The organism is Novosphingobium sp. KN65.2 (assembly GCF_001368935.1).
GTDB classification, from domain to species: domain Bacteria; phylum Pseudomonadota; class Alphaproteobacteria; order Sphingomonadales; family Sphingomonadaceae; genus Novosphingobium; species Novosphingobium mathurense.
The window spans coordinates 70,298-89,301 of sequence record NZ_CCBH010000002.1 but is presented as its reverse complement, the minus strand read 5'-3'; the positions used below and the strand labels follow the sequence as shown (position 1 = coordinate 89,301).

27 protein-coding genes are annotated in these 19,004 nt (G+C 62.1%); all 27 read left to right on the top strand.

Features of this window, described 5'->3' with window-relative positions; genetic code table 11:
* Positions 1–105 precede the first annotated feature (105 nt).
* The gene (locus SPHV1_RS00470) at positions 106–528 is read left to right on the top strand and encodes a hypothetical protein (RefSeq protein WP_054944189.1); all 423 of its coding nucleotides are present in this window, start codon (positions 106–108) and stop codon (positions 526–528) included.
* A 209-nt stretch (positions 529–737) separates the two neighbouring features.
* A complete protein-coding gene (locus tag SPHV1_RS00465) occupies positions 738–1,466 on the top strand; it encodes a hypothetical protein (RefSeq protein ID WP_054944188.1) in 729 nt (242 codons plus the stop codon).
* Positions 1,467–1,577: 111 nt separating this feature from the next.
* Positions 1,578–2,021 (top strand): hypothetical protein, encoded by a 444-nt coding sequence (locus SPHV1_RS00460; RefSeq protein WP_054944187.1) that lies wholly within the window; start codon positions 1,578–1,580, stop codon positions 2,019–2,021.
* A gap of 4 nt (positions 2,022–2,025) precedes the next feature.
* Positions 2,026–2,631 carry a hypothetical protein gene (locus SPHV1_RS00455; RefSeq protein ID WP_054944186.1) on the top strand — a complete coding sequence of 202 codons (606 nt, stop codon included), beginning with the start codon at positions 2,026–2,028 and terminating at the stop codon, positions 2,629–2,631.
* Positions 2,628–2,990, top strand: a complete 363-nt coding sequence (locus SPHV1_RS00450) for a hypothetical protein (protein WP_054944185.1) — start codon at positions 2,628–2,630, stop codon at positions 2,988–2,990. Before SPHV1_RS00455 ends, SPHV1_RS00450 begins: the two co-directional genes overlap by 4 nt.
* Entirely contained in the window at positions 2,987–3,853 is an 867-nt protein-coding gene (locus tag SPHV1_RS24755) for a hypothetical protein (RefSeq protein WP_054944184.1), read from the top strand. Before SPHV1_RS00450 ends, SPHV1_RS24755 begins: the two co-directional genes overlap by 4 nt.
* Entirely contained in the window at positions 3,850–4,122 is a 273-nt protein-coding gene (locus SPHV1_RS00440; RefSeq protein WP_054944183.1) for a hypothetical protein, read from the top strand. The genes SPHV1_RS24755 and SPHV1_RS00440 overlap by 4 nt, the downstream gene beginning before the upstream one ends.
* Before the next feature lie 8 nt (positions 4,123–4,130).
* Positions 4,131–5,084: a hypothetical protein gene (locus SPHV1_RS24750; RefSeq protein ID WP_156367175.1), complete on the top strand. Its 954-nt coding sequence runs from the start codon at positions 4,131–4,133 to the stop codon at positions 5,082–5,084.
* Positions 5,085–5,088: 4 nt separating this feature from the next.
* Positions 5,089–5,517, top strand: a complete 429-nt coding sequence (locus tag SPHV1_RS00435) for a hypothetical protein (protein WP_156367174.1) — start codon at positions 5,089–5,091, stop codon at positions 5,515–5,517.
* Positions 5,514–5,861: a hypothetical protein gene (locus tag SPHV1_RS00430; RefSeq protein ID WP_054944181.1), complete on the top strand. Its 348-nt coding sequence runs from the start codon at positions 5,514–5,516 to the stop codon at positions 5,859–5,861. The genes SPHV1_RS00435 and SPHV1_RS00430 overlap by 4 nt, the downstream gene beginning before the upstream one ends.
* Entirely contained in the window at positions 5,858–6,064 is a 207-nt protein-coding gene (locus SPHV1_RS00425) for a hypothetical protein (protein ID WP_054944180.1), read from the top strand. Before SPHV1_RS00430 ends, SPHV1_RS00425 begins: the two co-directional genes overlap by 4 nt.
* Positions 6,064–6,819, top strand: coding sequence for a hypothetical protein (locus SPHV1_RS00420; RefSeq protein WP_054944179.1), 756 nt, complete (start codon positions 6,064–6,066; stop codon positions 6,817–6,819). Before SPHV1_RS00425 ends, SPHV1_RS00420 begins: the two co-directional genes overlap by 1 nt.
* Before the next feature lie 176 nt (positions 6,820–6,995).
* Positions 6,996–7,562, top strand: a complete 567-nt coding sequence (locus SPHV1_RS00415) for a hypothetical protein (RefSeq protein WP_156367173.1) — start codon at positions 6,996–6,998, stop codon at positions 7,560–7,562.
* Positions 7,563–7,565: 3 nt separating this feature from the next.
* On the top strand, positions 7,566–9,734 hold the full coding sequence (locus tag SPHV1_RS00410) for a terminase gpA endonuclease subunit (protein WP_054944177.1): 2,169 nt from the start codon (positions 7,566–7,568) through the stop codon (positions 9,732–9,734).
* A 7-nt stretch (positions 9,735–9,741) separates the two neighbouring features.
* Positions 9,742–9,990 carry a gpW family head-tail joining protein gene (gpW, locus tag SPHV1_RS00405; RefSeq protein ID WP_054944176.1) on the top strand — a complete coding sequence of 83 codons (249 nt, stop codon included), beginning with the start codon at positions 9,742–9,744 and terminating at the stop codon, positions 9,988–9,990.
* A gap of 7 nt (positions 9,991–9,997) precedes the next feature.
* A complete protein-coding gene (locus tag SPHV1_RS00400; protein ID WP_197277587.1) occupies positions 9,998–11,647 on the top strand; it encodes a phage portal protein in 1,650 nt (549 codons plus the stop codon).
* Complete coding sequence (locus SPHV1_RS00395; RefSeq protein ID WP_054944174.1) at positions 11,644–12,537, top strand: S49 family peptidase; 894 nt, start codon at positions 11,644–11,646, stop codon at positions 12,535–12,537. The genes SPHV1_RS00400 and SPHV1_RS00395 overlap by 4 nt, the downstream gene beginning before the upstream one ends.
* Positions 12,538–12,559: 22 nt before the next feature.
* Positions 12,560–13,108, top strand: a complete 549-nt coding sequence (locus SPHV1_RS00390; RefSeq protein ID WP_054944173.1) for a hypothetical protein — start codon at positions 12,560–12,562, stop codon at positions 13,106–13,108.
* Positions 13,109–13,138: 30 nt separating this feature from the next.
* Positions 13,139–13,513 (top strand): head decoration protein, encoded by a 375-nt coding sequence (locus SPHV1_RS00385; protein ID WP_082430692.1) that lies wholly within the window; start codon positions 13,139–13,141, stop codon positions 13,511–13,513.
* Positions 13,514–13,543: 30 nt separating this feature from the next.
* Positions 13,544–14,575, top strand: coding sequence for a major capsid protein (locus SPHV1_RS00380; protein WP_082430690.1), 1,032 nt, complete (start codon positions 13,544–13,546; stop codon positions 14,573–14,575).
* A gap of 98 nt (positions 14,576–14,673) precedes the next feature.
* Positions 14,674–15,063 (top strand): hypothetical protein, encoded by a 390-nt coding sequence (locus SPHV1_RS00375; RefSeq protein ID WP_054944170.1) that lies wholly within the window; start codon positions 14,674–14,676, stop codon positions 15,061–15,063.
* A 2-nt stretch (positions 15,064–15,065) separates the two neighbouring features.
* Positions 15,066–15,410 carry a hypothetical protein gene (locus SPHV1_RS00370; RefSeq protein ID WP_054944169.1) on the top strand — a complete coding sequence of 115 codons (345 nt, stop codon included), beginning with the start codon at positions 15,066–15,068 and terminating at the stop codon, positions 15,408–15,410.
* Positions 15,403–15,873 (top strand): hypothetical protein, encoded by a 471-nt coding sequence (locus SPHV1_RS00365; RefSeq protein WP_054944168.1) that lies wholly within the window; start codon positions 15,403–15,405, stop codon positions 15,871–15,873. The genes SPHV1_RS00370 and SPHV1_RS00365 overlap by 8 nt, the downstream gene beginning before the upstream one ends.
* 19 nt (positions 15,874–15,892) lie before the next feature.
* Positions 15,893–16,090, top strand: coding sequence for a hypothetical protein (locus tag SPHV1_RS00360; RefSeq protein WP_054944167.1), 198 nt, complete (start codon positions 15,893–15,895; stop codon positions 16,088–16,090).
* A 23-nt stretch (positions 16,091–16,113) separates the two neighbouring features.
* Positions 16,114–17,313, top strand: a complete 1,200-nt coding sequence (locus SPHV1_RS00355; RefSeq protein ID WP_054944166.1) for a hypothetical protein — start codon at positions 16,114–16,116, stop codon at positions 17,311–17,313.
* Positions 17,314–17,365: 52 nt separating this feature from the next.
* A complete protein-coding gene (locus tag SPHV1_RS00350; RefSeq protein ID WP_054944165.1) occupies positions 17,366–18,154 on the top strand; it encodes a hypothetical protein in 789 nt (262 codons plus the stop codon).
* A 148-nt stretch (positions 18,155–18,302) separates the two neighbouring features.
* Positions 18,303–19,004 carry a hypothetical protein gene (locus SPHV1_RS00345; protein WP_054944164.1) on the top strand — a complete coding sequence of 234 codons (702 nt, stop codon included), beginning with the start codon at positions 18,303–18,305 and terminating at the stop codon, positions 19,002–19,004.

Below are 19,004 nucleotides of genomic sequence, written 5' to 3'. Positions count from 1 at the left end.
CGGCCGCGGAGCCCGCCGCATCCCCACCCCCCGCCGGCGGGCTCCATTCCTGTTTCAAATCCCTTTTCCATGCCGCCAACAATAGCGGGACGAGGCAATACGATCATGCAAGCTGACGATACGGTTCTCGCATACATCATCGATACCCAAATCGAGATCTTCGAGCAGGCCAGACTGGACCTGCAGCTTTCCATTCCGAAGATTGCCCAGAAGGCCGACCTGTCTGTCGCGACGGTCCAGGCATGGGCACAGGGACGCAATGCCTTGTCTCTTTGGGGACTGAAGAAGCTGCTTCGTGTCGAGGCGCTCCGCCACCTACTCTCTCGACTGTTCGATCCCGAAGAGGCCGCGCTGGTCCCGGTGATCAATGACCTCGACCACGACGCCGTCGAGGATGCCTGCCGCGAGTTCCTGAACCGAAAGGCCGAGGCGCATCACAAGGACAGCCCGAAGGGCCGCGATATCTCCGACTGCGAACGCGACGACCTCGACGAAAGTATCGCGCGTCTGCGGTCGCGGACGAACTGAAATCCGACGCAGGGGCGGCTGCGAAAGCGGGAGGATGGGGGCCAGCGTTTCCTACCAGGCACGATCGGAGCGGAGGCGCAATCCCTGCCTAACCGCCGTGTCGAATCCTCCCCCGCCACAGATTTGAAAGGTCCGGCATGAACGCGATCACATTCCAGAGTCACGGTTCGCAGCAATGGCGGATGCTCCGCCGGAACCTCCGAGACGGGATGCCGATCGAGGAAGCCGCACCGCTGTCCAACATGGGCCTGCTCGAAGCCGAGATGCTCGCCGACCTGGACCGCAAGAACCCGCCGCCCCCCGAAGCCTTCGAGCTTCTCTACGATCCCGACGCGCCGGCGGCCGCGTCAACCACTGAAGCAAAGGAGGCCGACATGGCCAAGCACGAAGAAGAAGGCGCTGGCGAGTACAAGCGGCCCGATGCCGCCAAGGCATTCGAGATTTACGACAAGCAGATCAAACCGAAGCTAGTAAGGATCGACACCGCCAAAGGCGAATGCTCACAGCCTTGGCAGGACATCAAGGAAATCGCGAATTATCCGCGTGAAGTGATGAACTTCATCATCAAAATCGACACCATCGAAGATGAAGCAAAGCGCGATCACTTCCTGCTCGCCCTCTCTGATGGACTTAGAGTCCGCAAGCATTTCCTGCCGCGTGATTTGGTGACGATAGCGAGAGGCGAGGACGGTGCCGAACTGGTCCCGACCGGCGAACGTGACGACGACGAGCTGCTTGTCGACCAGGACGAAGACGAAGGTGAAGGTCTGCCCCTCGCCGCTGCCGAGCAATTCACCGAAGCCAGCGAGGAAGAGGTTGCGCAGCAGACCGGACGTGGCCGCGGCCGCAAGAAGGCCGAGCCCGCCCCTGGCACTGGCGCGGCGGCACGCGCCGCGATGAGCAAGCCCGCTTCGCAATCCGCAGCAGCACTGAACTGATCTTGTCGTCAGCGCTTCGGCGCTGGCGCCACCGGACCGTGGCAGGTGGCTTACCCGCCTCTTGAATGGCCTGCCACGGCGAGGATGGCGCAGATTTATGGGGGACCTCAAATGGGTTTCGAAACCATCGAGAATTGCAAGCCGAATGCCTCGCAAGACAGTGTTCCTGCCGATGGCATCAGGATCAAAGCCAGGGTACTGGCCCGCCGCAATGGCGGTGAACCGACCCGCTATATCCAGATCTCCGTCGGCACCGGCCTTGCCAAGAAGCTTGCTCTCAACGGCGAGGAAACCAAGGTCACGCTGGCATTTGGCACCGGTCCCGATTCCGGAAAGATCAGGCTTGCCGTCGACATCAGCCAAGGATCCTTCCCCGCCAGGCGTGACAAGAAGGGGCGCTACGCCATCACGTTGAATGGCCCGAGTTGCGACGGGTTGTTCAGTCTCGATTTCCCGACCTTCACGATCCCGGAAATCGAGCCCATCTACACCACCGGCAAGCCGCCCGCGATCATCTTCAAGGCATCAGACGAGATGCTCGAGCTCGCGGACTGATCCGATGAGCGGCTATCTCGCACTTGATCTCAGCAAGACTTCGACGGGCTGGGCACTTTGGGTGCCAGGCACCGATGCGCCGCGTTACGGCCACTGGCAGCTTGGTTCCCAATGGACCACCGATGGCGGTGTCTACGCCAAATTGCACCGCAATCTTTCCGACCTCCACAAGGTCATGCCGTTTGAGAACCTCTATTTCGAGGAGCCAATCAATCCGGCTCATCTCTCCGGCAGCACCAGCATACAGACCGTATGGATGCTTGGCGGCCTCGCCGCACATGCGCAGTCGTTCGGCCACATCAAGCGCTGCCGCATTGTCAAAGCCGTCAACATCGAACGCTGGCGCAAGGACTTCATCGGCGACATGGTCGTCCGAGAGGTCAAGGCCGGTGTCCGGCGGAAACGCAAAGCCGGTGAGAAGGCCAGCGCCACCGACCAATTGAAGCGGCTGACGATCGAACGTTGCCGGCAATACGGCTTCACCCCCCGCAAGAACGACGAAGCCGATGCCATCGGCATCCTGACCTATTCGATCCTGCTCGATGGCGTCACCCCGCCCTGGGTCAGCGCCGAGACGCTGCGGCCGGTCTTCGAAGGCGCCGGCACATGATGGCCGCACGCCCCTTCGCCGATGCCGGAAACATCACCTCGACTGAGGAAGAAGACGCGATCCTGTTGGATCTCGCCCGCCGCGATGCGATGCGGTCGATGCGCTTCGAAGTCCCGGATGCCGAGGAGTATGCCAGGCGCCTCCCCGCCGGTGTCGTCGAGGCCCTGAAGAGTGGTTGGAAGTCTCCGACCGGCTTTCGTGTCACCTCCGACCGCGCAGATCTCCTGCGCCCATACAGCCTTGTCGAATGCAAGGGCACGCACCTCAGCGCCTTCGGTCTCAATGTCCGCCGCGTGCTCCTGCAGTGGGACCGTGAGGAGGCCGAGGAACAACGTTGGATCGGGAAGAAGCGGACATGAGCAATGACAAAATGACTGCAACCTCTGAACTGATTTGCGGCCTGCAGTTCGAGATGTTCCCTGTTGAGCGACCTTCTCCGCGTGAGATTGTGGATGCGGCCCTAGCTCATAACCCTGTCGCGATCTTCGCAATGCTTTCCGGTGGTGATGGCAGTTTGGGGACCACACATTGGTGCATGAACAACATCCCTGGATGCGAAGTCCTGCATATCAACACGGGGATAGGCATAGAGCGAACGCGCATGTTTGTTCGCGAGACATGCAAACAGCAGGGTTGGCCTCTAACAGAGCTTCGCGCGAAAGAAGATTGCGGGCAAGACTACGACGAGATCGTTAGCGAGCACGGCTTCCCCGGACCGGCCGGTCACCAGTTTATGTATGCTCGGCTCAAAGAGCGTGCCGTCGAATTGATTGTCCGCCAGCGCAAGACCAACCGCTCAGACAAGGTGATGCTCCTCACCGGAATCTGCCACGACGATAGCGTGCGTCGGAGTGGCTATGGCGGGCGCGAAGTAAACTTCAAAGGCGCTCAAATGTGGGTAAACCCCATGTACTGGGTGGGCCAGAGCTTCATCTATCACCATCTCAGGGCATCCGGTCTGCCACGTAACCCCGTGGCCGTTGAACTCGGAATGTCGGGAGAATGCCTCTGTGGAGCATTCGCCAACAAAGGAGAGTTGGCAATCGTAAGGCGGGTTTGCCCGACTACGGCTGCTCGCATTGAGAATCTTCAGAGCCGCATTTCAAACCGACATCCTTGGGGATGGGAAGAACGTCCGCCGAGAGAGCGAGACACCAAGACGATCGAGATGTTCTCCCCGATGTGCGTCAATTGCCTCAAGTCGGAAAGGCTCGACGCATGATTTGCCCCGTACATAATTCTAAGCTCACTGTAGCCCAGACCAAGGTCCTGCGGGTTCTCGAACAGGCCGCTGATGCCGGCCGCCCCTGCCCCACCAACATGGAGATCTGCGACCGCGTCGGGATCGACGACGTCACGCCCATGATCCGCGCCCTGGCACGCAAAGGGCATATCATGATCGAGAGCGGTCATATGTGGCGCATCGTCACCCTAGTCGCCAGCGGCCGGGAGCTTGTGTCGACCTCGGCGGCGAAGCGCGGCCGGAGGTAAGACCTGAGATGTCCGGCTTCATAGCTCTCTACCGTGACACCAAGGATCATCCGCTATTCGCGGGAGATTCACAGCGCCTCGGTGCATGGTGCTGGCTCTTGATGACGGCTTGCTGGAAGCCGAGCCGCTTCAATGTCGGCGGTACGACACTGACGCTCGAACGCGGTCAACTCTGCGTGTCCCGCGCTCAACTTTCAAAGGAATGGGGGTGGTCTCCGTCCGCGGTAGAGCGGTTTTTGACCCGGTTGCAAACCGAACAGATGATCGGACGGGAAACCGGACAGGGTCGGTCAATCGTAACTATCTGCAATTACGAGAAATATCAGGACCTGAACGGAGAGGCCGGACAGGCAACCGGACAGGCAACCGGACAGCCACCGGACAGCCACCGGACAACTAAAGAACAAGGGAACAAGGGAACCATTATAGAGGAAGAGACTATCGTCTCTCCCTCTGACGCGAGCGCGGGTGAAGAACTTGCACTCGTCGGACGCGATGAAATTCCATCACCGAAACCGAAGCGCTCGACGATGGCCAAGCGCCAGTCCGGTATCGACACACCACTTCCCGAAAACTTCCAGCCCAGCCTTGGACCGCAAGCCCAGCGCATCGTCGACGGCTGGCCGCCCGGCATGCTCGATCGAGAACTCTTCGCCTTCTGTAGTCACGCCGAGGCGAATGGTCGACTGGCCAAAAACTGGAACGGGGCTTTCGGCACCTGGATCGCCAAAGCCGAAGAACGAAGGATCTCCAATGGCAACCGAAGCACGACAGGTCGGACAGGTACTGCCCGCAGTGGCGCCTCAAGCGGAGGTTACAAACCTGCCGCTGGCTTCCAGCGTCGACTTGCAGAGGCTCGATCTCGCGAAGCTGCCGAAGCGGCTGACCGATCAGATGATCGCTCGGCTCGAAGCAATGGCGAACTGCCGTTTGCCGGATCCAGAGCCTTGCCGAGAGAGTGATTTCATGGCGGCGATGACAGCCCTGCAGGCCAGTTTGCCCAGCCAGCACCGTGGTGACATCTCGCTCGAGGTGCAAGCCGAGACCTACCAGCAGATGCTTGGCAAGTACCCGTTCGAGGCGATCAAGTACCTCGAGGTGAAGGCACTGGAACGATGCCAATGGTTCCCAACCATCGCGGAGTGCCTTGCGATCCTCCGGGAGTTTCCGACCCGCAATCCGCTGGCGGCGAAGCGCGATACCGTCCTGCGTCGGATCAGCCAGGAGCACACCACCCGCTTCGATGACGCCATGGCGCGGCTCGCGGCCGAGGATGCTCCGCAGGAATGGATCGACGCCCTGCCTGATACCTGGAAGCAGATCGCCGAGACCCGGATGCTGCTCTGGCTCCATCCCGACGGGGCCTACACGCTGCGCCGGAGAAAGCCGGCGTGAGCGATGCGGCCGATGATTGGCTGGCCAATGCGCCAGGCCGTTGGCCTTTCGAGGACATGTTGGCGTGGTGCGAGAACAACAATTCGCTCCCGGTCAGCCGCGAAATGGAGCGCTGGTACTACGTCGACACCGTCGATCTGCCAACGGGACGAACGAACGAAATCAAGGTGCTGGAAGGTGTTGATGCCGCAGCAGCAAGGAAACTCACCAGAGGCGAACTCGGAGACTTCGCCGGATGGCCGGAGGAGCGAATGAAGGGTTATCGAAGTTGGCTCAGGTCCTGCATCAGGCGCGGCGTCACCAACGCCAGATACGCCCAGATGACGCAGGGAGGCTTGCTGTGACGATCAAGCGAACCAGCCTGACCCCTTACGCCAAGTTCATGCAGGACCCCGATCCGGCCGGTGCCCGACGCTTCGCCGCGAAGCTCTGGCACGACAACGGAACGATCATCCTCCTGCCGGACAGCATCGCTCGCCTGCCCTGGCAGGACCGGGAGCTTCTGGAACAGATCACCGGCAAAATTTACGGACAAAGGAACGATTGATGACTGATGGGTCCAAGAATTTGACCGATGCAGAGGCTCGTGAGGCCGCACGGATCGAACGGGCTGAAGCGGCACGCCGCTATCCGATCGACGAACGCCGGCGGGTCAAGGCGGTGATCGAGCGCGACCGTGCCGATCGTGCGCGGGACGACATGCGCGAAGCGGCCCAGCTTGAGGTCAGCGATGGCAACTTCGTCCACCTCGACGACACCGTCATGGAACCGACGCCGGAATGGAAGGCGAAGGGCGACGTCGAGCGCTTCACGCCCAAGGCACCGGATGGGACGGTACGGTCGGTCTCGACGGTGCGCAGGGTCCGGACGCCGATCATCAACCAGCTCCATGGCCGTGGAAGCATTACCGATGATCAGCGCGCCGCGTTGGAATGGTATCGGGACCAGTTCGAAGCCGCGCGTCTTGATGGCCGCTACAAATCCAATCACCTCAGCCTGTCCGGCAATACCGGCGGTGGGTCAGGCGGGCTCGGCCAGTCCCCGATGCCACTGAATGATTTCGAGGCTACGGCAAGGAGGAACCTTCGGGCGGTTCGATCCAGCATGACGGCGATGTATCTGCGGTTCCTCGACGCCGTCGTGATCGAAAATATTCCGCTGACCAGATCCTACATCTTTGCCAAGTGCCCACCCCGCAAAGCCGTCGTCAGATTCCGCCAAGTATCTGAAGAGATTGTAAAATTCTGTCAAAGTGAGCGTGTCGACCTGAAGAAATCCACAGGCGATTCGGAGCGGGGTTGACCGTGTTCGAGATGTCAATCATTTTTCTACCATCGCGTCAGAGGCATGAGGAGGTCATGTGACTACCTCTCAACGACGCGATAAACCCATGAAATCTGCGGCTTTCTGATATGGCGCGACCGGCTACAAAGCACTCGGCGCGGCTGAAAAAGCTCGAGGAAGCAAGGCCGAAGGTCATGGCCTTGCCTCGCGGCGAGATCCTGACCTCGCAGCCGATGGCCGGCATACTCGGAGTGCGCTGGGCCACCCTGCGGGACTGGTGCGACGAGATCGATGGGTTCGAACAAAGTGGCGCCTTCATGCGCGGATCCAACGGCTTGAAGTACGAGTTCTGCCCGGTCCGAACCATCTGGTTCCTGATCGAGCATTTCCGGGCCTTAACCGAAACCGAAATCGAGAAGGCTGAGCGCATCAACGCCATGGCCTTGGGTGCCGATGCGCAAACCATGCGCGGCATCGACCTCGATGACATGAAGAAGATCCTCGATACACAGGGTCGCCTCATGGACATGCGGGAGCGCGCCGGCGCCCTGGTTGATGCGGGAACGACCCGAACGGTCCTGAACCAGGTCTTTTCCCGGATGCAGGAAGTCGCGTTGACAGCACCGCAGGAACTGGACCCCTCCGGACAGTGGCCTCCGGAAGTACGGGCGATCATCGACAAGGCCATGCAAGGTGTACTGCTCCGCCAGCGCGCAGCGGCGCGCACGGTTATCGAAGGGCTCAGACAAGGAACGGATTGACGCATGAACGCCTTGATGTCGCCCGCTGCATTGCAGGACGGCATCGAGGAACTGGCGTCCGGTGAATGTCTAGTCGACGCCTTCGATCTGATCGGTGCCGCGATCGAGCTGCTGACCCCGCCGGAATCGATCAGTACCGTCGACTGCGCCGAAAAATACCGCAAACTGCCGGGCCCCGAAGACGGCGCCGTGATCCCTTATGATCGCTGGCGGACACCACACAACATCGGGCCGATGAATGCACTCGATGACGAGGCCTGCAACCTTCTGGTGATGCCGAAGCCGTCACGCAGCGGCGGCACAGCGGTCATGGAAAACTACGTGTTCAAGCGGATCAAGTTCGGTCCGATGACATGGGTTTCCTGGGTCCTGAACAGCGACGAAGCGGTAACCGCCTACTGCCGAAACGTCGTGAAACCGATGTTCGAGTTAAACCCGGACTTGCAGGCCCGCGTCGGCACCGCCCGCGGCGATGATACCGATGCCTTCAAGAAGATCCGGGGCTATCCCGTCGAATGGCTCAGCGCCAAGGACTCGACGTTCCGGAACCGCCAACCCGGCGTGATGGTGCTCGACGAGTCCGACGCCAACACCAAGAAGTACCAGTCCAGCCCGCGCACCCAGATCGACGGTCGCCAGAAGCTTCTGGGAAACCGCAAGAAGGGCGCGATTATCTCGCACCCCGACCTTGGCTGGAAAGCAGGCGTCGGCGCCGCCTACGAGGACACCAGTCGCGGCATCTTCGTCCTGCGGTGCTGCCACTGCCTCAGCCACGCCGCGGCCTACGCCACGAAGTTCTGGCCCGGTGTCCCTCAGTTCAAGCTGGACTGGCAGAAGGATCCAGAGGCTTCGACCGACGAAAGGCTCGACATGGCCGAGAAGACGGCCGCGATCTATTGCCCCCATTGCGGCGCCGCGATCAGCGATGACGAACGAAGGGCCATGATCGATGCCGCCGTGACCAGCGGTGGCAACGCCATCGATGGCTACATGCACCGCGGCCAACGGCTCGATCCCGAAGCCGGTGTCATCGGCGATCCGGACCCGACGCCCAATCGGGGTTTCTGGGTTCACGGCACCATGCTCAAGACCGAGACGATGGGCAAACTGGCCCGCGACTACCAGGCGGCCCTGATCCACTACGAGCGCACCAGGGACCCCAAGCTGCTCAAGGAATTCATGTCGAAGCAGCTCGGCGAGATCTTCGAAGGCGCCGCGACGCTGGGCAATCTCAGCGCCGACAAGGTCATGGAGCGCGCGAAACCATCGGATCAGAACCCTGGCTACGACCGCGGAACAGTCCCTGCAGAGGTGCGGTTTATCACCGCCGCGGTAGATACCGGTGCCCGCAAGTTCGACGTCGCCTTCAAGGGCTGGGATCTCGAGGGCCGGTCCTGGCTGATCGATCGCCTCACAATCCGGCAACGCCGACACGCCGATGGGACGATGCGCGACCTCCACTTGTCGCAGAACGTCGATGACTGGCTTGTCCTGATCGACGAGGTTGTGGAGCGGCGGTTCCCGCTGGAAGACGATCCAGACCTCGTCATGCCGGTGGCGTGCATCTGCGTCGACAGCGGCGACGGCAACGTGACCTGGAAGGCGCGCGAATTCGCACGCCGCGCCCTCACCGCCGGGCATGTCTGGGGCAAGCGATGGGCAAAGGTGAAACTCATCAAGGGTGCCAGCGGCAAGCGACCGGCGGTGCCTGATGCCCCGCGCAAGGTCGACAAGGGTGAGGACGGCAAGCCCGTCGAACCAGTCATTGTCGAGTACACGCTCGGCGCCGACGAGTTGAAGGTCACGATCTACGAGCGTCTTGCCATCGATGACGGATCGCCGGGAGAATGCAGCTTCTATCGCGGCTTCGAGCAGCGCTTTGCCGACGAGTTCTTCGGTGAAACCAAGACCGACGGCAAATGGGTCCGATCCGGCCCGAACGAAACTCTCGACCTCTACGGCTACGCCGAAGCGGCCCGGCAAATCCTGAAGCCGGACCGAGCAGACATCAAGTGGGCCCAAGGCAAACTGCCGCCTTGGGCCAAGCCCGTTCCCCTTCAACCGAAAGGGGGTGATCCGGTCCGCGGCGGGAACGAGGCACCAGCACAGGCAGAACCGAAGAAGAAGCGGAGCACGATCGACCGCTTTGCCGCACTGAACCAAAGGAACTGAACCACCGATGGCCACCATCACTGAACTCGAGACCTACATCGCGGAGGCCGAAGCCGCTCGCCATACGGTCGCGACCAGCGGTGCGGTCATGGACGTCTGGCGCGATGGCCGCCGTCTGCGGATGCGGATCGGGACAGTGGCCGAGCTCAACGAGTACATCGCCACTCTCCGCTCCGAACTGGTGCAGGCCCAGATCGAAGCCGGCGTGACACCGACCCGCCGCCGCCGAGCGATCGGCCTGGCATGGAGAAACTGACGTGGGCATGATGGCAAGTCTCAGGGCCGCATTCAGTTTCGGCGGCAACCAGACCAACCAGAAGCGCGATGCCGCGCGTCATGACATCTCGGAATTCTCGGGTTGGCGGCCAAACACCCGCTTCGCCGGAACCACCAACTACGGCGATGCCGATACGATCCGGAACCGGGCTCGCAGCCTCGACGAGGATAATGGCTGGATCAATGCCGGCCTCGATCGCCGCGTCGAATCCGTCATCGGTTCGCGTATCCGCCTCAGCGCCCAGCCCCGTCATGAACTGCTGAACCGCGACTATGCCTGGCGCATGGGCTGGACCGCGTTGGTGCAGTCCCGTTACGAGGTCTGGGCCAACGACATCGAGCATCGCAATGATGCACGCCAGCGTCTCAGTTTCGGTGCGCAGGCCAAACTGGCCTACCTGACCTATGCCCGGGATGGCGCCTGCGCCGCTGAGATCCGCGACAACGCCCGGGGCATCAGCAACACAACGAATGTCCTGCTCATCGAACCGGAGCGGGTCAGCCACCCCCAGGACCGCGGCCTCATGGAGTCGCCGCGTCTACGCAACGGTTTCGCCTATGACGAGAATGGTGCCGCGCTCGGCGCCTATGTCCGTTCCGCTCATCCGGCCGATCCCAATGCCGGTTTCGAGACCGCACGCTGGGATTATATCCCGATGCGTGGCCCCACCGGCCGCGCCAAGTTCCTGTACTGCTTCTCGCCCCGCCGGGTCGAACAGGAACGCGGGGTCAGTAAGCTTGCCGAGGTCATGGTTCCGGCAAAGATGCTGGACCGGGCCGATCGCGCCGAAGTCAACGCCGCCCTCAAGGCCGCGATCTTCTCGCTGTTCATCAAGTCGCCGGGCACGACCGATGATCTCGAAGGAGCCCTGAATGCCCCGACCGGTGACAACGAAAGTGGCGTCGATCCATGGATTGATGCCTACCTCGGTCTCCGGGAGAAACAGCCGGTCTACGTCGAAGGCGCCCAGGTCACGCACCTGCTACCCGGCGAGGAAGTCCAGGCCCCGAACGCCTCTCACCCGAACTCGAACTATGCTGATTTCGCGAACTTCATCCTGCGCAAGGTGGCTGGTTCGCTCGGTGTGGCGCCACCACAACTGTCCGGTGATTGGGTCGGCATCAACTATTCCAGCGCCCGCGCGATGCTCAACGAGCTCTGGCGTTCATTCCTCGAAGACCGCCACTACTTCACCCAGCACTTCCTGACCCCGATCTATGCGGCATGGCTTGAGGTCGAAGTGGCCAATGGAGACGTCAAGATTCCGGGCGGCCCCGCGAACTTCTACCGCAACAAGACTGCGATCTGCATGTGCGAGTGGATCGGTCCCGGACGCGGATCGGTGGATCCTCTCAAGGAAGCAAACGCCAACAATCTCGACGAAGCCGCGGGTCGCAAATCGGTGGTCGAATCCATCCTCGAAACCGGGCGCGATCCTTCTGATGTCCTGGCCGAAGAGGACTGGTACCTCAAGGAACGTGCGAGGCGCGGGCTCCCTGAGATCAATCGCAACGTCAAGGCAGCGCCCGCGGACTCCGAGGAAAGCGGAACCGGTGCGACGCAGGACGATCGTGACGGCGACGGCATCCCACAGGAAGACAAGCGAAAGAAGCCTCAGAAGGAGCCCGCACAGTGACGGCATTCCCGCTCTGGGCTGAACGGCTCTACAACAGGCCGCTCGCCCTTGAACCGTTCAAGAACGAAGTCCTCTGCGAGTTCGCGCAGTCACGCATCTTCGGGACCAAGCCCGACAAGATCACGTCGGCCGAACTGGACCGTCCGTCAGCACTGGCGAGCGAGGCATCATTCTACCGTGACGGAGAGCGCCTGCCCTATGCCGTCAAGGATGGCATCGCTGTCGTTCCGGTTCGCGGAACCTTGGTGCAGCGTGCAGGCTGGCTCGATGCCGAAAGTGGCCTTGTCGGCTACGACAGGTTCATCAAGGTCGCCAAGACGGCGTCGAATGACCCCGAAGTTTCCGGCATCTGGGTCCCCTTCGATTCCGGTGGTGGTGAATGCGCCGGGCTCTTTGCCGCTGCCGAAGAACTGGCCAGCATGGCAAAGGCCGAAGGTGGCAAACCGATCTACGCCTGGATCGACGAGCGGGCATGCAGCGCCGCCTACGTCCTCGCCAGCGCTTGCGACAAGATCCATGGCCGCCGCGAAGCGATGGGCGGCTCGATTGCAGCCATCATCAACGTCATCGACAAGTCCAAGGCCTTCGCCGAGGCCGGACTTAAACCGATCGTTGTCCGCTCCGAGTGGGCGGACCGCAAGGCCCGCGGCCAAGCCGGTGAGGAGATCGATGCCGAGACCGTGGCGTGGTTGGCGGGTCTCGTCGACGAAGCCAGCAATCAGATCGTCGAGTTCGTTGCCGCCATGCGCGGTATCAAGCAGCAAGCCATTCGCGACCTGCGCGGCGAGGCTTTCACCGGTAACGACCTCGTTAAGTATCGCCTCATGGATGGCATCATGGCGGAAGCCGATGCCTGGGCTGCATTGAAGGCCGAAGCCCGGTCCGCCTGACCGGCAAATCAGGACACCAGACATGACGACAAGCAAACGCCTCGCGGCGTTCCGCGAGCGCGCCGAAGACGTGCGCGCCGAAGACATTCAGACCCCGGACTGCCCGGGAGACGAAGACCGGGAAACCCCTCCCGAACCCAAATCCAGGAAGAAGGAAAAATCCATGGATGAAGAGCAGAAGGCCGCCCTCGACGCGGCTCGGACGGAGGGCCGTGAAGCCGGCTTCAAGTCCGCGAATGATCGCATGAACGCCGTCTTCGCCTCCGAGCATTACGCCGGTCGCGAAGCTATCGCCGCTAAGATGCTCGGAAAGGCCAGCATGACGGCGGAAGACATCATCGATGTCCTCGCCAGCACGCCGAAGGAAGCCGCTGGCACTTCGGCCCTCACCGAAGAGGAACAGCGCGCCGCTGCCGAAGAGGCCGGTCGCCAGGAAATGAAGGCTGAGCTCGGCAAGACCGAGAACAGCAAAGTCGACCCCAACGGCAACGGCAAGTCCGAGCCGAAGCAGAGCGCTTCGAAGGCTTGGAACAACGTCATCGCCCGCATGACCCCGAACAAGGCCGCCTGACCGGCGCGCCCCTCCGAAAGGAACTGAACAATGGCTGCACTCACTGAAGGGATGCACGAGGGCGAGTTCATCGGCGAACTTGCTATGGGCATCGGCTACCACATCAAGGAAGTGACCCTGACCAGCGGCGAGAACCTCGTCGCGGGCGCCGTCGTCGGCAAGGTCACCACCGGCGGCAAGTACGTCGCCTACGACAACACCGCCAGCGATGGCTCCGAAACCGCCGCCGGCATCCTCTACGCCGCAGTCGATGCGTCGGGTGGCGACGTCACCAATGCCCGCATCGTGTTCCGCGGTCCCGCCATCGTGAACGGCAACGATCTCACCTGGGACGCCGCCAATGACGCCGCCGCGATCACGGCCGGCAAGGCGGACCTCGACACCCTCGGCATCAAGGTCGCCTGACGGCGAGCCTAGCAAAAAGGACCTCTACCCATGGCTCACATGGATATCTTCAATGACGATGCCTTCGGCCTCGTCGCCATGACCGAAGCCGTCGAGAAGATGCCCACGGTTCCGACCTTCCTCGGCAACCTTGGAATCTTCGCCGACGAAGGCGTCACGACCGACGTCGTCTCGATCGAGCAGAAGGGCATGACCCTCGAGCTGATCCCCACCAGCCAGCGCGGCACCGAGCCGCCGATGGGCAGCACCGACAAGCGCTCGCTGCGTCACTTCTCGATCCCGCGTATCGCCAAGGGTGACCAGGTATTTGCCCGCGAGGTACAGAACCTGCGCGCCTTCGGCACCGAGAGCGAACTGGAATCGGTGATCCGCGTCATCGCCCAGAAGCAGAACAAGCTGCTGACGGAGCACGCGCTGACGATGGAATACCACCGTCTCGGCGCCCTGCAGGGCATCCTGCTCGATGCCGATGGGTCGACGCTCTACAACTACTTCACCGAGTTTGGCATCACCCAGCCCACCGAGATCGACTTTGATCTCGACAACGCCAGCCCGACGGCAGGTGCCCTCAAGAACAAGATTGCGGCGGCAAAGCGTACCGCGATCCGTGCCCTTGGGGGTTCTTACGTCCCCGGCATCACCCGGTTCCTCTGGCTCTGTGGCGACACCTTCTACGACCAGTTCACCGCTCACAGCGACGTCCGGTCGACTTACGCCAATTGGGAAGCGGCGCAGGCCCTGCGCGGTTCGGTCGGCTCGGTCTTCTCGACCTTCTCGTTCGGCGAGATGGAATGGCACAACTACCAGGGCACCGACGACAATAGCACGGTCGCCATCACGTCCACGCAGGCTAAGCTGGTCGTGCTCGGTGTTCCCGGACTCTACCGCCGCATCAACGGTCCGGGTGAGTCCATGGAAACGGTCAACACCATGGGCCTGCCGATCTACTCCAACCTGGTTCGCGACGAGAAGCGCAACCAGTGGGTGCAGCCGGAGATCTTCTCCTACCCGCTGCACATCTGCACCCGCCCCGAAGTTCTGCTTCGCGGCAAGAACACCTGATCCCTGACGGGAGCACCGGGAGCGCGAGGGCGGCCACGTGCCGCCCTCCGCTTTCACGAGCCGTGTCCGCACGGTTCCTGAAAGCGAAGGAGCCACCCATGAAGATCAAGGCAATCACCCAGATTATCGATTGGGACGGCCACGACCGCCGTGCCGTCATCATCAATGCCGACGAGACCGATACTGTCAGCGACACCTTCGGCAAGATGAAAGTCGACGCCGGACAAGCCGAAGATGTCGATGGAGAGTACCTGCCCCAGCTCGACCACGACGGCGACGGCAAGCCGGGCGGGAGCACCGCTGGCGAAGGCGATGACATCGACGCCTTGCGCGCCGAGTACAAGGAAGTCCTCGGCAAGAACTACTTTGCCGGCTGGGATGCTGCTGAACTGCGGAAACGGATCGATGAGCACAAGGCTCAGGAATCGGGCGGCAGCACCGGCGACGAAGGCGATGACGCCGACGAAGACGAGGCCCCGGCGGCCTGACAATGGCTCTCCCCAACCTCGAAGACCTCACTGCCGACCTGGACCGGAAGTGCGCCGACATGCTTGGCGAGACGATCCAGTACAAAGCCGTCGGTGAGGCCTCCTTTTCCGAAAAGAAGGCCCACGTCGATTACCGCGACGCCCTGAAAGCAATAGAGATCGCCGAAGTTGTCGCCCAGAACATCACCGTAGCGGCGCTCAAGGCCGATGTGTCGGTGAAGCCGACCGGGGCCTGCCGCATCGCGCTATCGAAGCTACCGGGTCGCACCTTCAAGCCGATCAATGTCCGTAGCGACGGCGCCGGCACCGAATGGAACTTCGAACTCGCGGACGTCAGTGATGGCTGACACCGCACAGGGCAAGATCATCGACGCCTTCAAGGCCCTGTTCGAGGCCGATAGCGATTTGAGCGGCATCGGCATCATCACCGACCGCAGCCCCGATGAAGCTATCGCCGACGAGGAAATCCCCTGCATCGTCATCAGCACCGAGGCGTGGGGTTTCCAGAACGATTTCAGCCAGGGCCAGACCCGGCACGAATTGCTGATCAATTTCGAGTACATCGAATCCAGCGCCAACGTCGGCATCATCGGCCGCAAGGCTCAGGAAGTCATCGCCTACATGCTCGCTGCGATCGGGTCGGACCCGACGCTGGGCGGCAGGCTTGAGGACTTCGACGAACGCGACGTCGCGCCCCCGATGGACAACGGAAAAAGCATCGGCGGCTCCTCTCTGCAGGGCCTCTGCACCTTCTACACCCCGCGCCGCGATCACTTCACGATCGTAGGCGTCGGCGGCGCCACCTTCTGAACCGCTGAGGACATCTGACATGACGAAGACCAAGCCGACGCGGCTCCCGACCGCGACGATCGATTTCAACGCCCTCCACGATGCGCTCGCGGCAGGCAAGACGATGGCCGAGGCCGAAGCCATTGGTCGCGGCGAAAGCCCGGCCGTCAAGGCCAAGGCCAAGCCCGCCGAACCCGTTCCCGCAGCTCCGGTGACTGACACCGGCGCCGCTGAATAACCGCCGAAAGGAAGGACCTCTTCATGGCACGCAAGACCAACAAGACCGCGCTTGCGGTCGTGATGCAGAGCGCGCAGGGCACGTTCGACACGCCCAGCAGCACCGACGACATTCTCGCGATCTCGAACCTGCAGTTCAACATCCAGGGCGTGACGGCGACGAACAACGAGTACACCGGTTCGATCCACAAGAACGGCGACGACCTCGCCGGCAAGGTGATCACCGGTTCCTTCAACGTCTATATGCGCCCCCCGGGCGGCGCCGATGTCCCGGCCGCGGATGCCTATATCCCGGGTCGCTTCCTCAAGGCCGCGAAGTTCTCCGAGGTTCGCACCACGGCGGCTATCCCCGTCGCAGCCGAAGCGCTCGGTGTCGGTTCCGATGAAACCAATGCGGTTCTCGGCACCACGGCCAGCACCAGCGATGACGTCTACAAGGGCATGGCGCTCCTGCTCTCCGACATCGCGGCCACCGCTTACGACAAGATCACGGCGATCCGTGGCTACACCGGCTCATCGAAGACCGCCGAACTGTGCGAGGAACTGGCCGCCGCTCCGGCTGCGAACTACCAGATCCCGAAGCAGCTCAGCTACCAGCGCGATGTTTCCGAGACGGATGCGCCGTTCCTGTCGATGTCGCTCTGGATCGATGGTCTGCGGTACGATCTCGTCGATACCAGCATCTCGGGTCTGCGCTTCAACGTCCCGGTCAGCACCCGCGACAGCGCCTCGCAGCCGATGTTCGAGGTCAGCTTCACCGCGACGATCGATGACTATGCAGACCAGGCGACGCCCAGCATCCCGGCTCTTGGTGCCGTTCCGCTGTTCAAGGACGGCAAGTTCTTCGTTTCCAAGTACCCGGTCGGCGGTTCCAGCGTCACGGTCGACTTCGGCCTGCGCTCCGCCTACCCGCCGAACCCGAACTACACCGATGGCTCCGGCCCCGGTGAACTGGTCGAAAGCCGGACCACGGTCAGCATGGACCGCCAGGCCTACCTCAAGGCGCAGTTCGATACGCTGGCCCTTGCCGAGGCACAGGCACAGCATCCGGTCTTCGCACAGTGGGGTTATGCCAGCGGCGCCATGGTCCAGCTCGTCATCCCTGATGCGCGCTTCAACTACCAGTCGCCGCAGCTCGGCCAGGACTACGTCACCGAACAGGGCGACATGTGGGTCGACGTGTTTTCACGCAACGTGAACGTAAATTTCCCGTACTTTGCCTGATCCCCGGCCCTGACGGGCCACAATCCACCCCAAACCTGAGGTCAACCACCCCATGACCACTTACCCGCTTGAAGCCGGTGAGGCGGAGCCGTTCGTTCCCGCCTCGCTGGCCCATCTCCCTGATCCCCCGACGTTCTATCTGCGTTGGGGCACCCCCCGCGAAAAGGAACAGCAGCGCCGCGTCATGGACGAGGAAGGCGCTGTCATGCATGCCGAAGAGGCGATGCGCGGCGAACTCCTCAAGGGCATGAGGAAGCTCTTCAGCGAAGAGGACTTCGCGGCATGGGAGCCTGTCGCCAAGTCCTGGTGGGATGCCCGCGACGCCCATGAGCGCGAGAATAAAGACGTACCTGCCGATGAGCAGGAGGCCTTCGTCTTCGACCGCGAAGACATGCTGATCGAGATCCTCGAACAGGTCGCCCGGGACTGGCGTCCCTACCGCCTCATGACCGCGGACAATAACGCCTATCAGCGCATGCTCGGCCACGTCATCAACTCGGTTATCATCGAGCGCTTCGAGAACGTCGATGTCCCGGTACAGAAGCGCGGCCGCTATCTCACCTTCGATTCTGCCCGCGCCCTAGCCGAAAAGCTCGACCGGCTTGGCCGCGAACATGCCGCTGATGCGGTGCTTCGGCCCGCCCAGGAACTTGGGCTGGAATGCATGAAGCGCCTCTACCTCGACAAGGACGCGGAAAAAAACTCCGCCTCGCCTGCGCCATCCGATCCGACCCCGGATACTTCGAAGACTGGCGCGGGCGAAAAGAGTGGGTCGTCGAAGGCGTCGGCACGTTCGAAGAGAACCCGCGCGGGCGCGTCGGCGACGCCGAGTGGAACCTGATCGCGATGTATCGTCGCTGTGACATGGGCATGGCCGGGAGGGTTTGGCCGGATGGCGGCGCCTATCTCGACCAGCCCGTGATCCTCATCGATGCCTTCACCGCGATCGGCAATGCCCTCTACGACTTCGATCCGAACCGGAAATCCTGATGTTTGGCGCCGACGTCCGTGGACCGACACGAGGCATGGTGGCGGAATACCGCCGCTATGCCATCCAGACTTTCGAGCGTGCCGGTGTGCGTACCGTCGAGACGATCAGCCGGCGCGGCAAGTCCGCTATCCGGCAAAGGATGGCGGGCGCCGGGCTTGGCCGTCTCGGCAACGCGATCGGTTCCTCGTCGGACACCGAGGTCAAGCGCTTCGGCGGTGACAGGTTCTCGGTATCGGCGCAGTTCTTTGCGCGCACCCGTTCCGAACGCACCCTTGGCGCCCTCAAGGCCTATACCGAGGGCGCCAACATCACCCCGGTCCGGTCGCGCTGGCTCTGGATCCCCACCGACAATATCCCTCGGGTGTCGAAGCGCTTCCGGATGACCCCGGCGCTGTGGCGGCAGAACGGCTTCGACAAGAAGATCGGTCCGCTGGTTCAGATCCGTAGCATCAACGGCAATCCCCTCCTCGTCGTCCAGAACGTCGGCGTCGCCCTTTCTGGTCGCAAGCGTTCGGCAAAGTCCCTCACCCGTTCCGGCATGCCCCGCAAGGGACAGGTCGCCAAGGAAATGATCGTCGCCTTCATCGGCATCCCGCGCACCGCTCGATCGGCGCGCGTCAACATCACCGAAATCCTGAACCAGGTCAGGGCTGAGATGCCCGCGATCTTCTCGTCTGAACTCGCAAAGGAGCGTCGCTGA

What these genes read in the sequence shown, in the direction of transcription:
- SPHV1_RS00470 (WP_054944189.1), top strand. Translation starts at nt 106, where the DNA reads ATGCAAGCTGACGATACGGTTCTCGCATACATCATCGATACCCAAATC.
- SPHV1_RS00465 (WP_054944188.1), top strand. Translation starts at nt 738, where the DNA reads ATGCCGATCGAGGAAGCCGCACCGCTGTCCAACATGGGCCTGCTCGAA.
- SPHV1_RS00460 (WP_054944187.1), top strand. Translation starts at nt 1,578, where the DNA reads ATGGGTTTCGAAACCATCGAGAATTGCAAGCCGAATGCCTCGCAAGAC.
- SPHV1_RS00455 (WP_054944186.1), top strand. Translation starts at nt 2,026, where the DNA reads ATGAGCGGCTATCTCGCACTTGATCTCAGCAAGACTTCGACGGGCTGG.
- SPHV1_RS00450 (WP_054944185.1), top strand. Translation starts at nt 2,628, where the DNA reads ATGATGGCCGCACGCCCCTTCGCCGATGCCGGAAACATCACCTCGACT.
- SPHV1_RS24755 (WP_054944184.1), top strand. Translation starts at nt 2,987, where the DNA reads ATGAGCAATGACAAAATGACTGCAACCTCTGAACTGATTTGCGGCCTG.
- SPHV1_RS00440 (WP_054944183.1), top strand. Translation starts at nt 3,850, where the DNA reads ATGATTTGCCCCGTACATAATTCTAAGCTCACTGTAGCCCAGACCAAG.
- SPHV1_RS24750 (WP_156367175.1), top strand. Translation starts at nt 4,131, where the DNA reads ATGTCCGGCTTCATAGCTCTCTACCGTGACACCAAGGATCATCCGCTA.
- SPHV1_RS00435 (WP_156367174.1), top strand. Translation starts at nt 5,089, where the DNA reads ATGGCGGCGATGACAGCCCTGCAGGCCAGTTTGCCCAGCCAGCACCGT.
- SPHV1_RS00420 (WP_054944179.1), top strand. Translation starts at nt 6,064, where the DNA reads ATGACTGATGGGTCCAAGAATTTGACCGATGCAGAGGCTCGTGAGGCC.
- SPHV1_RS00415 (WP_156367173.1), top strand. Translation starts at nt 6,996, where the DNA reads ATGGCCTTGCCTCGCGGCGAGATCCTGACCTCGCAGCCGATGGCCGGC.
- SPHV1_RS00410 (WP_054944177.1), top strand. Translation starts at nt 7,566, where the DNA reads ATGAACGCCTTGATGTCGCCCGCTGCATTGCAGGACGGCATCGAGGAA.
- gpW (WP_054944176.1), top strand. Translation starts at nt 9,742, where the DNA reads ATGGCCACCATCACTGAACTCGAGACCTACATCGCGGAGGCCGAAGCC.
- SPHV1_RS00400 (WP_197277587.1), top strand. Translation starts at nt 9,998, where the DNA reads ATGATGGCAAGTCTCAGGGCCGCATTCAGTTTCGGCGGCAACCAGACC.
- SPHV1_RS00390 (WP_054944173.1), top strand. Translation starts at nt 12,560, where the DNA reads ATGACGACAAGCAAACGCCTCGCGGCGTTCCGCGAGCGCGCCGAAGAC.
- SPHV1_RS00385 (WP_082430692.1), top strand. Translation starts at nt 13,139, where the DNA reads ATGGCTGCACTCACTGAAGGGATGCACGAGGGCGAGTTCATCGGCGAA.
- SPHV1_RS00380 (WP_082430690.1), top strand. Translation starts at nt 13,544, where the DNA reads ATGGCTCACATGGATATCTTCAATGACGATGCCTTCGGCCTCGTCGCC.
- SPHV1_RS00375 (WP_054944170.1), top strand. Translation starts at nt 14,674, where the DNA reads ATGAAGATCAAGGCAATCACCCAGATTATCGATTGGGACGGCCACGAC.
- SPHV1_RS00370 (WP_054944169.1), top strand. Translation starts at nt 15,066, where the DNA reads ATGGCTCTCCCCAACCTCGAAGACCTCACTGCCGACCTGGACCGGAAG.
- SPHV1_RS00365 (WP_054944168.1), top strand. Translation starts at nt 15,403, where the DNA reads ATGGCTGACACCGCACAGGGCAAGATCATCGACGCCTTCAAGGCCCTG.
- SPHV1_RS00360 (WP_054944167.1), top strand. Translation starts at nt 15,893, where the DNA reads ATGACGAAGACCAAGCCGACGCGGCTCCCGACCGCGACGATCGATTTC.
- SPHV1_RS00355 (WP_054944166.1), top strand. Translation starts at nt 16,114, where the DNA reads ATGGCACGCAAGACCAACAAGACCGCGCTTGCGGTCGTGATGCAGAGC.
- SPHV1_RS00350 (WP_054944165.1), top strand. Translation starts at nt 17,366, where the DNA reads ATGACCACTTACCCGCTTGAAGCCGGTGAGGCGGAGCCGTTCGTTCCC.
- SPHV1_RS00345 (WP_054944164.1), top strand. Translation starts at nt 18,303, where the DNA reads ATGTTTGGCGCCGACGTCCGTGGACCGACACGAGGCATGGTGGCGGAA.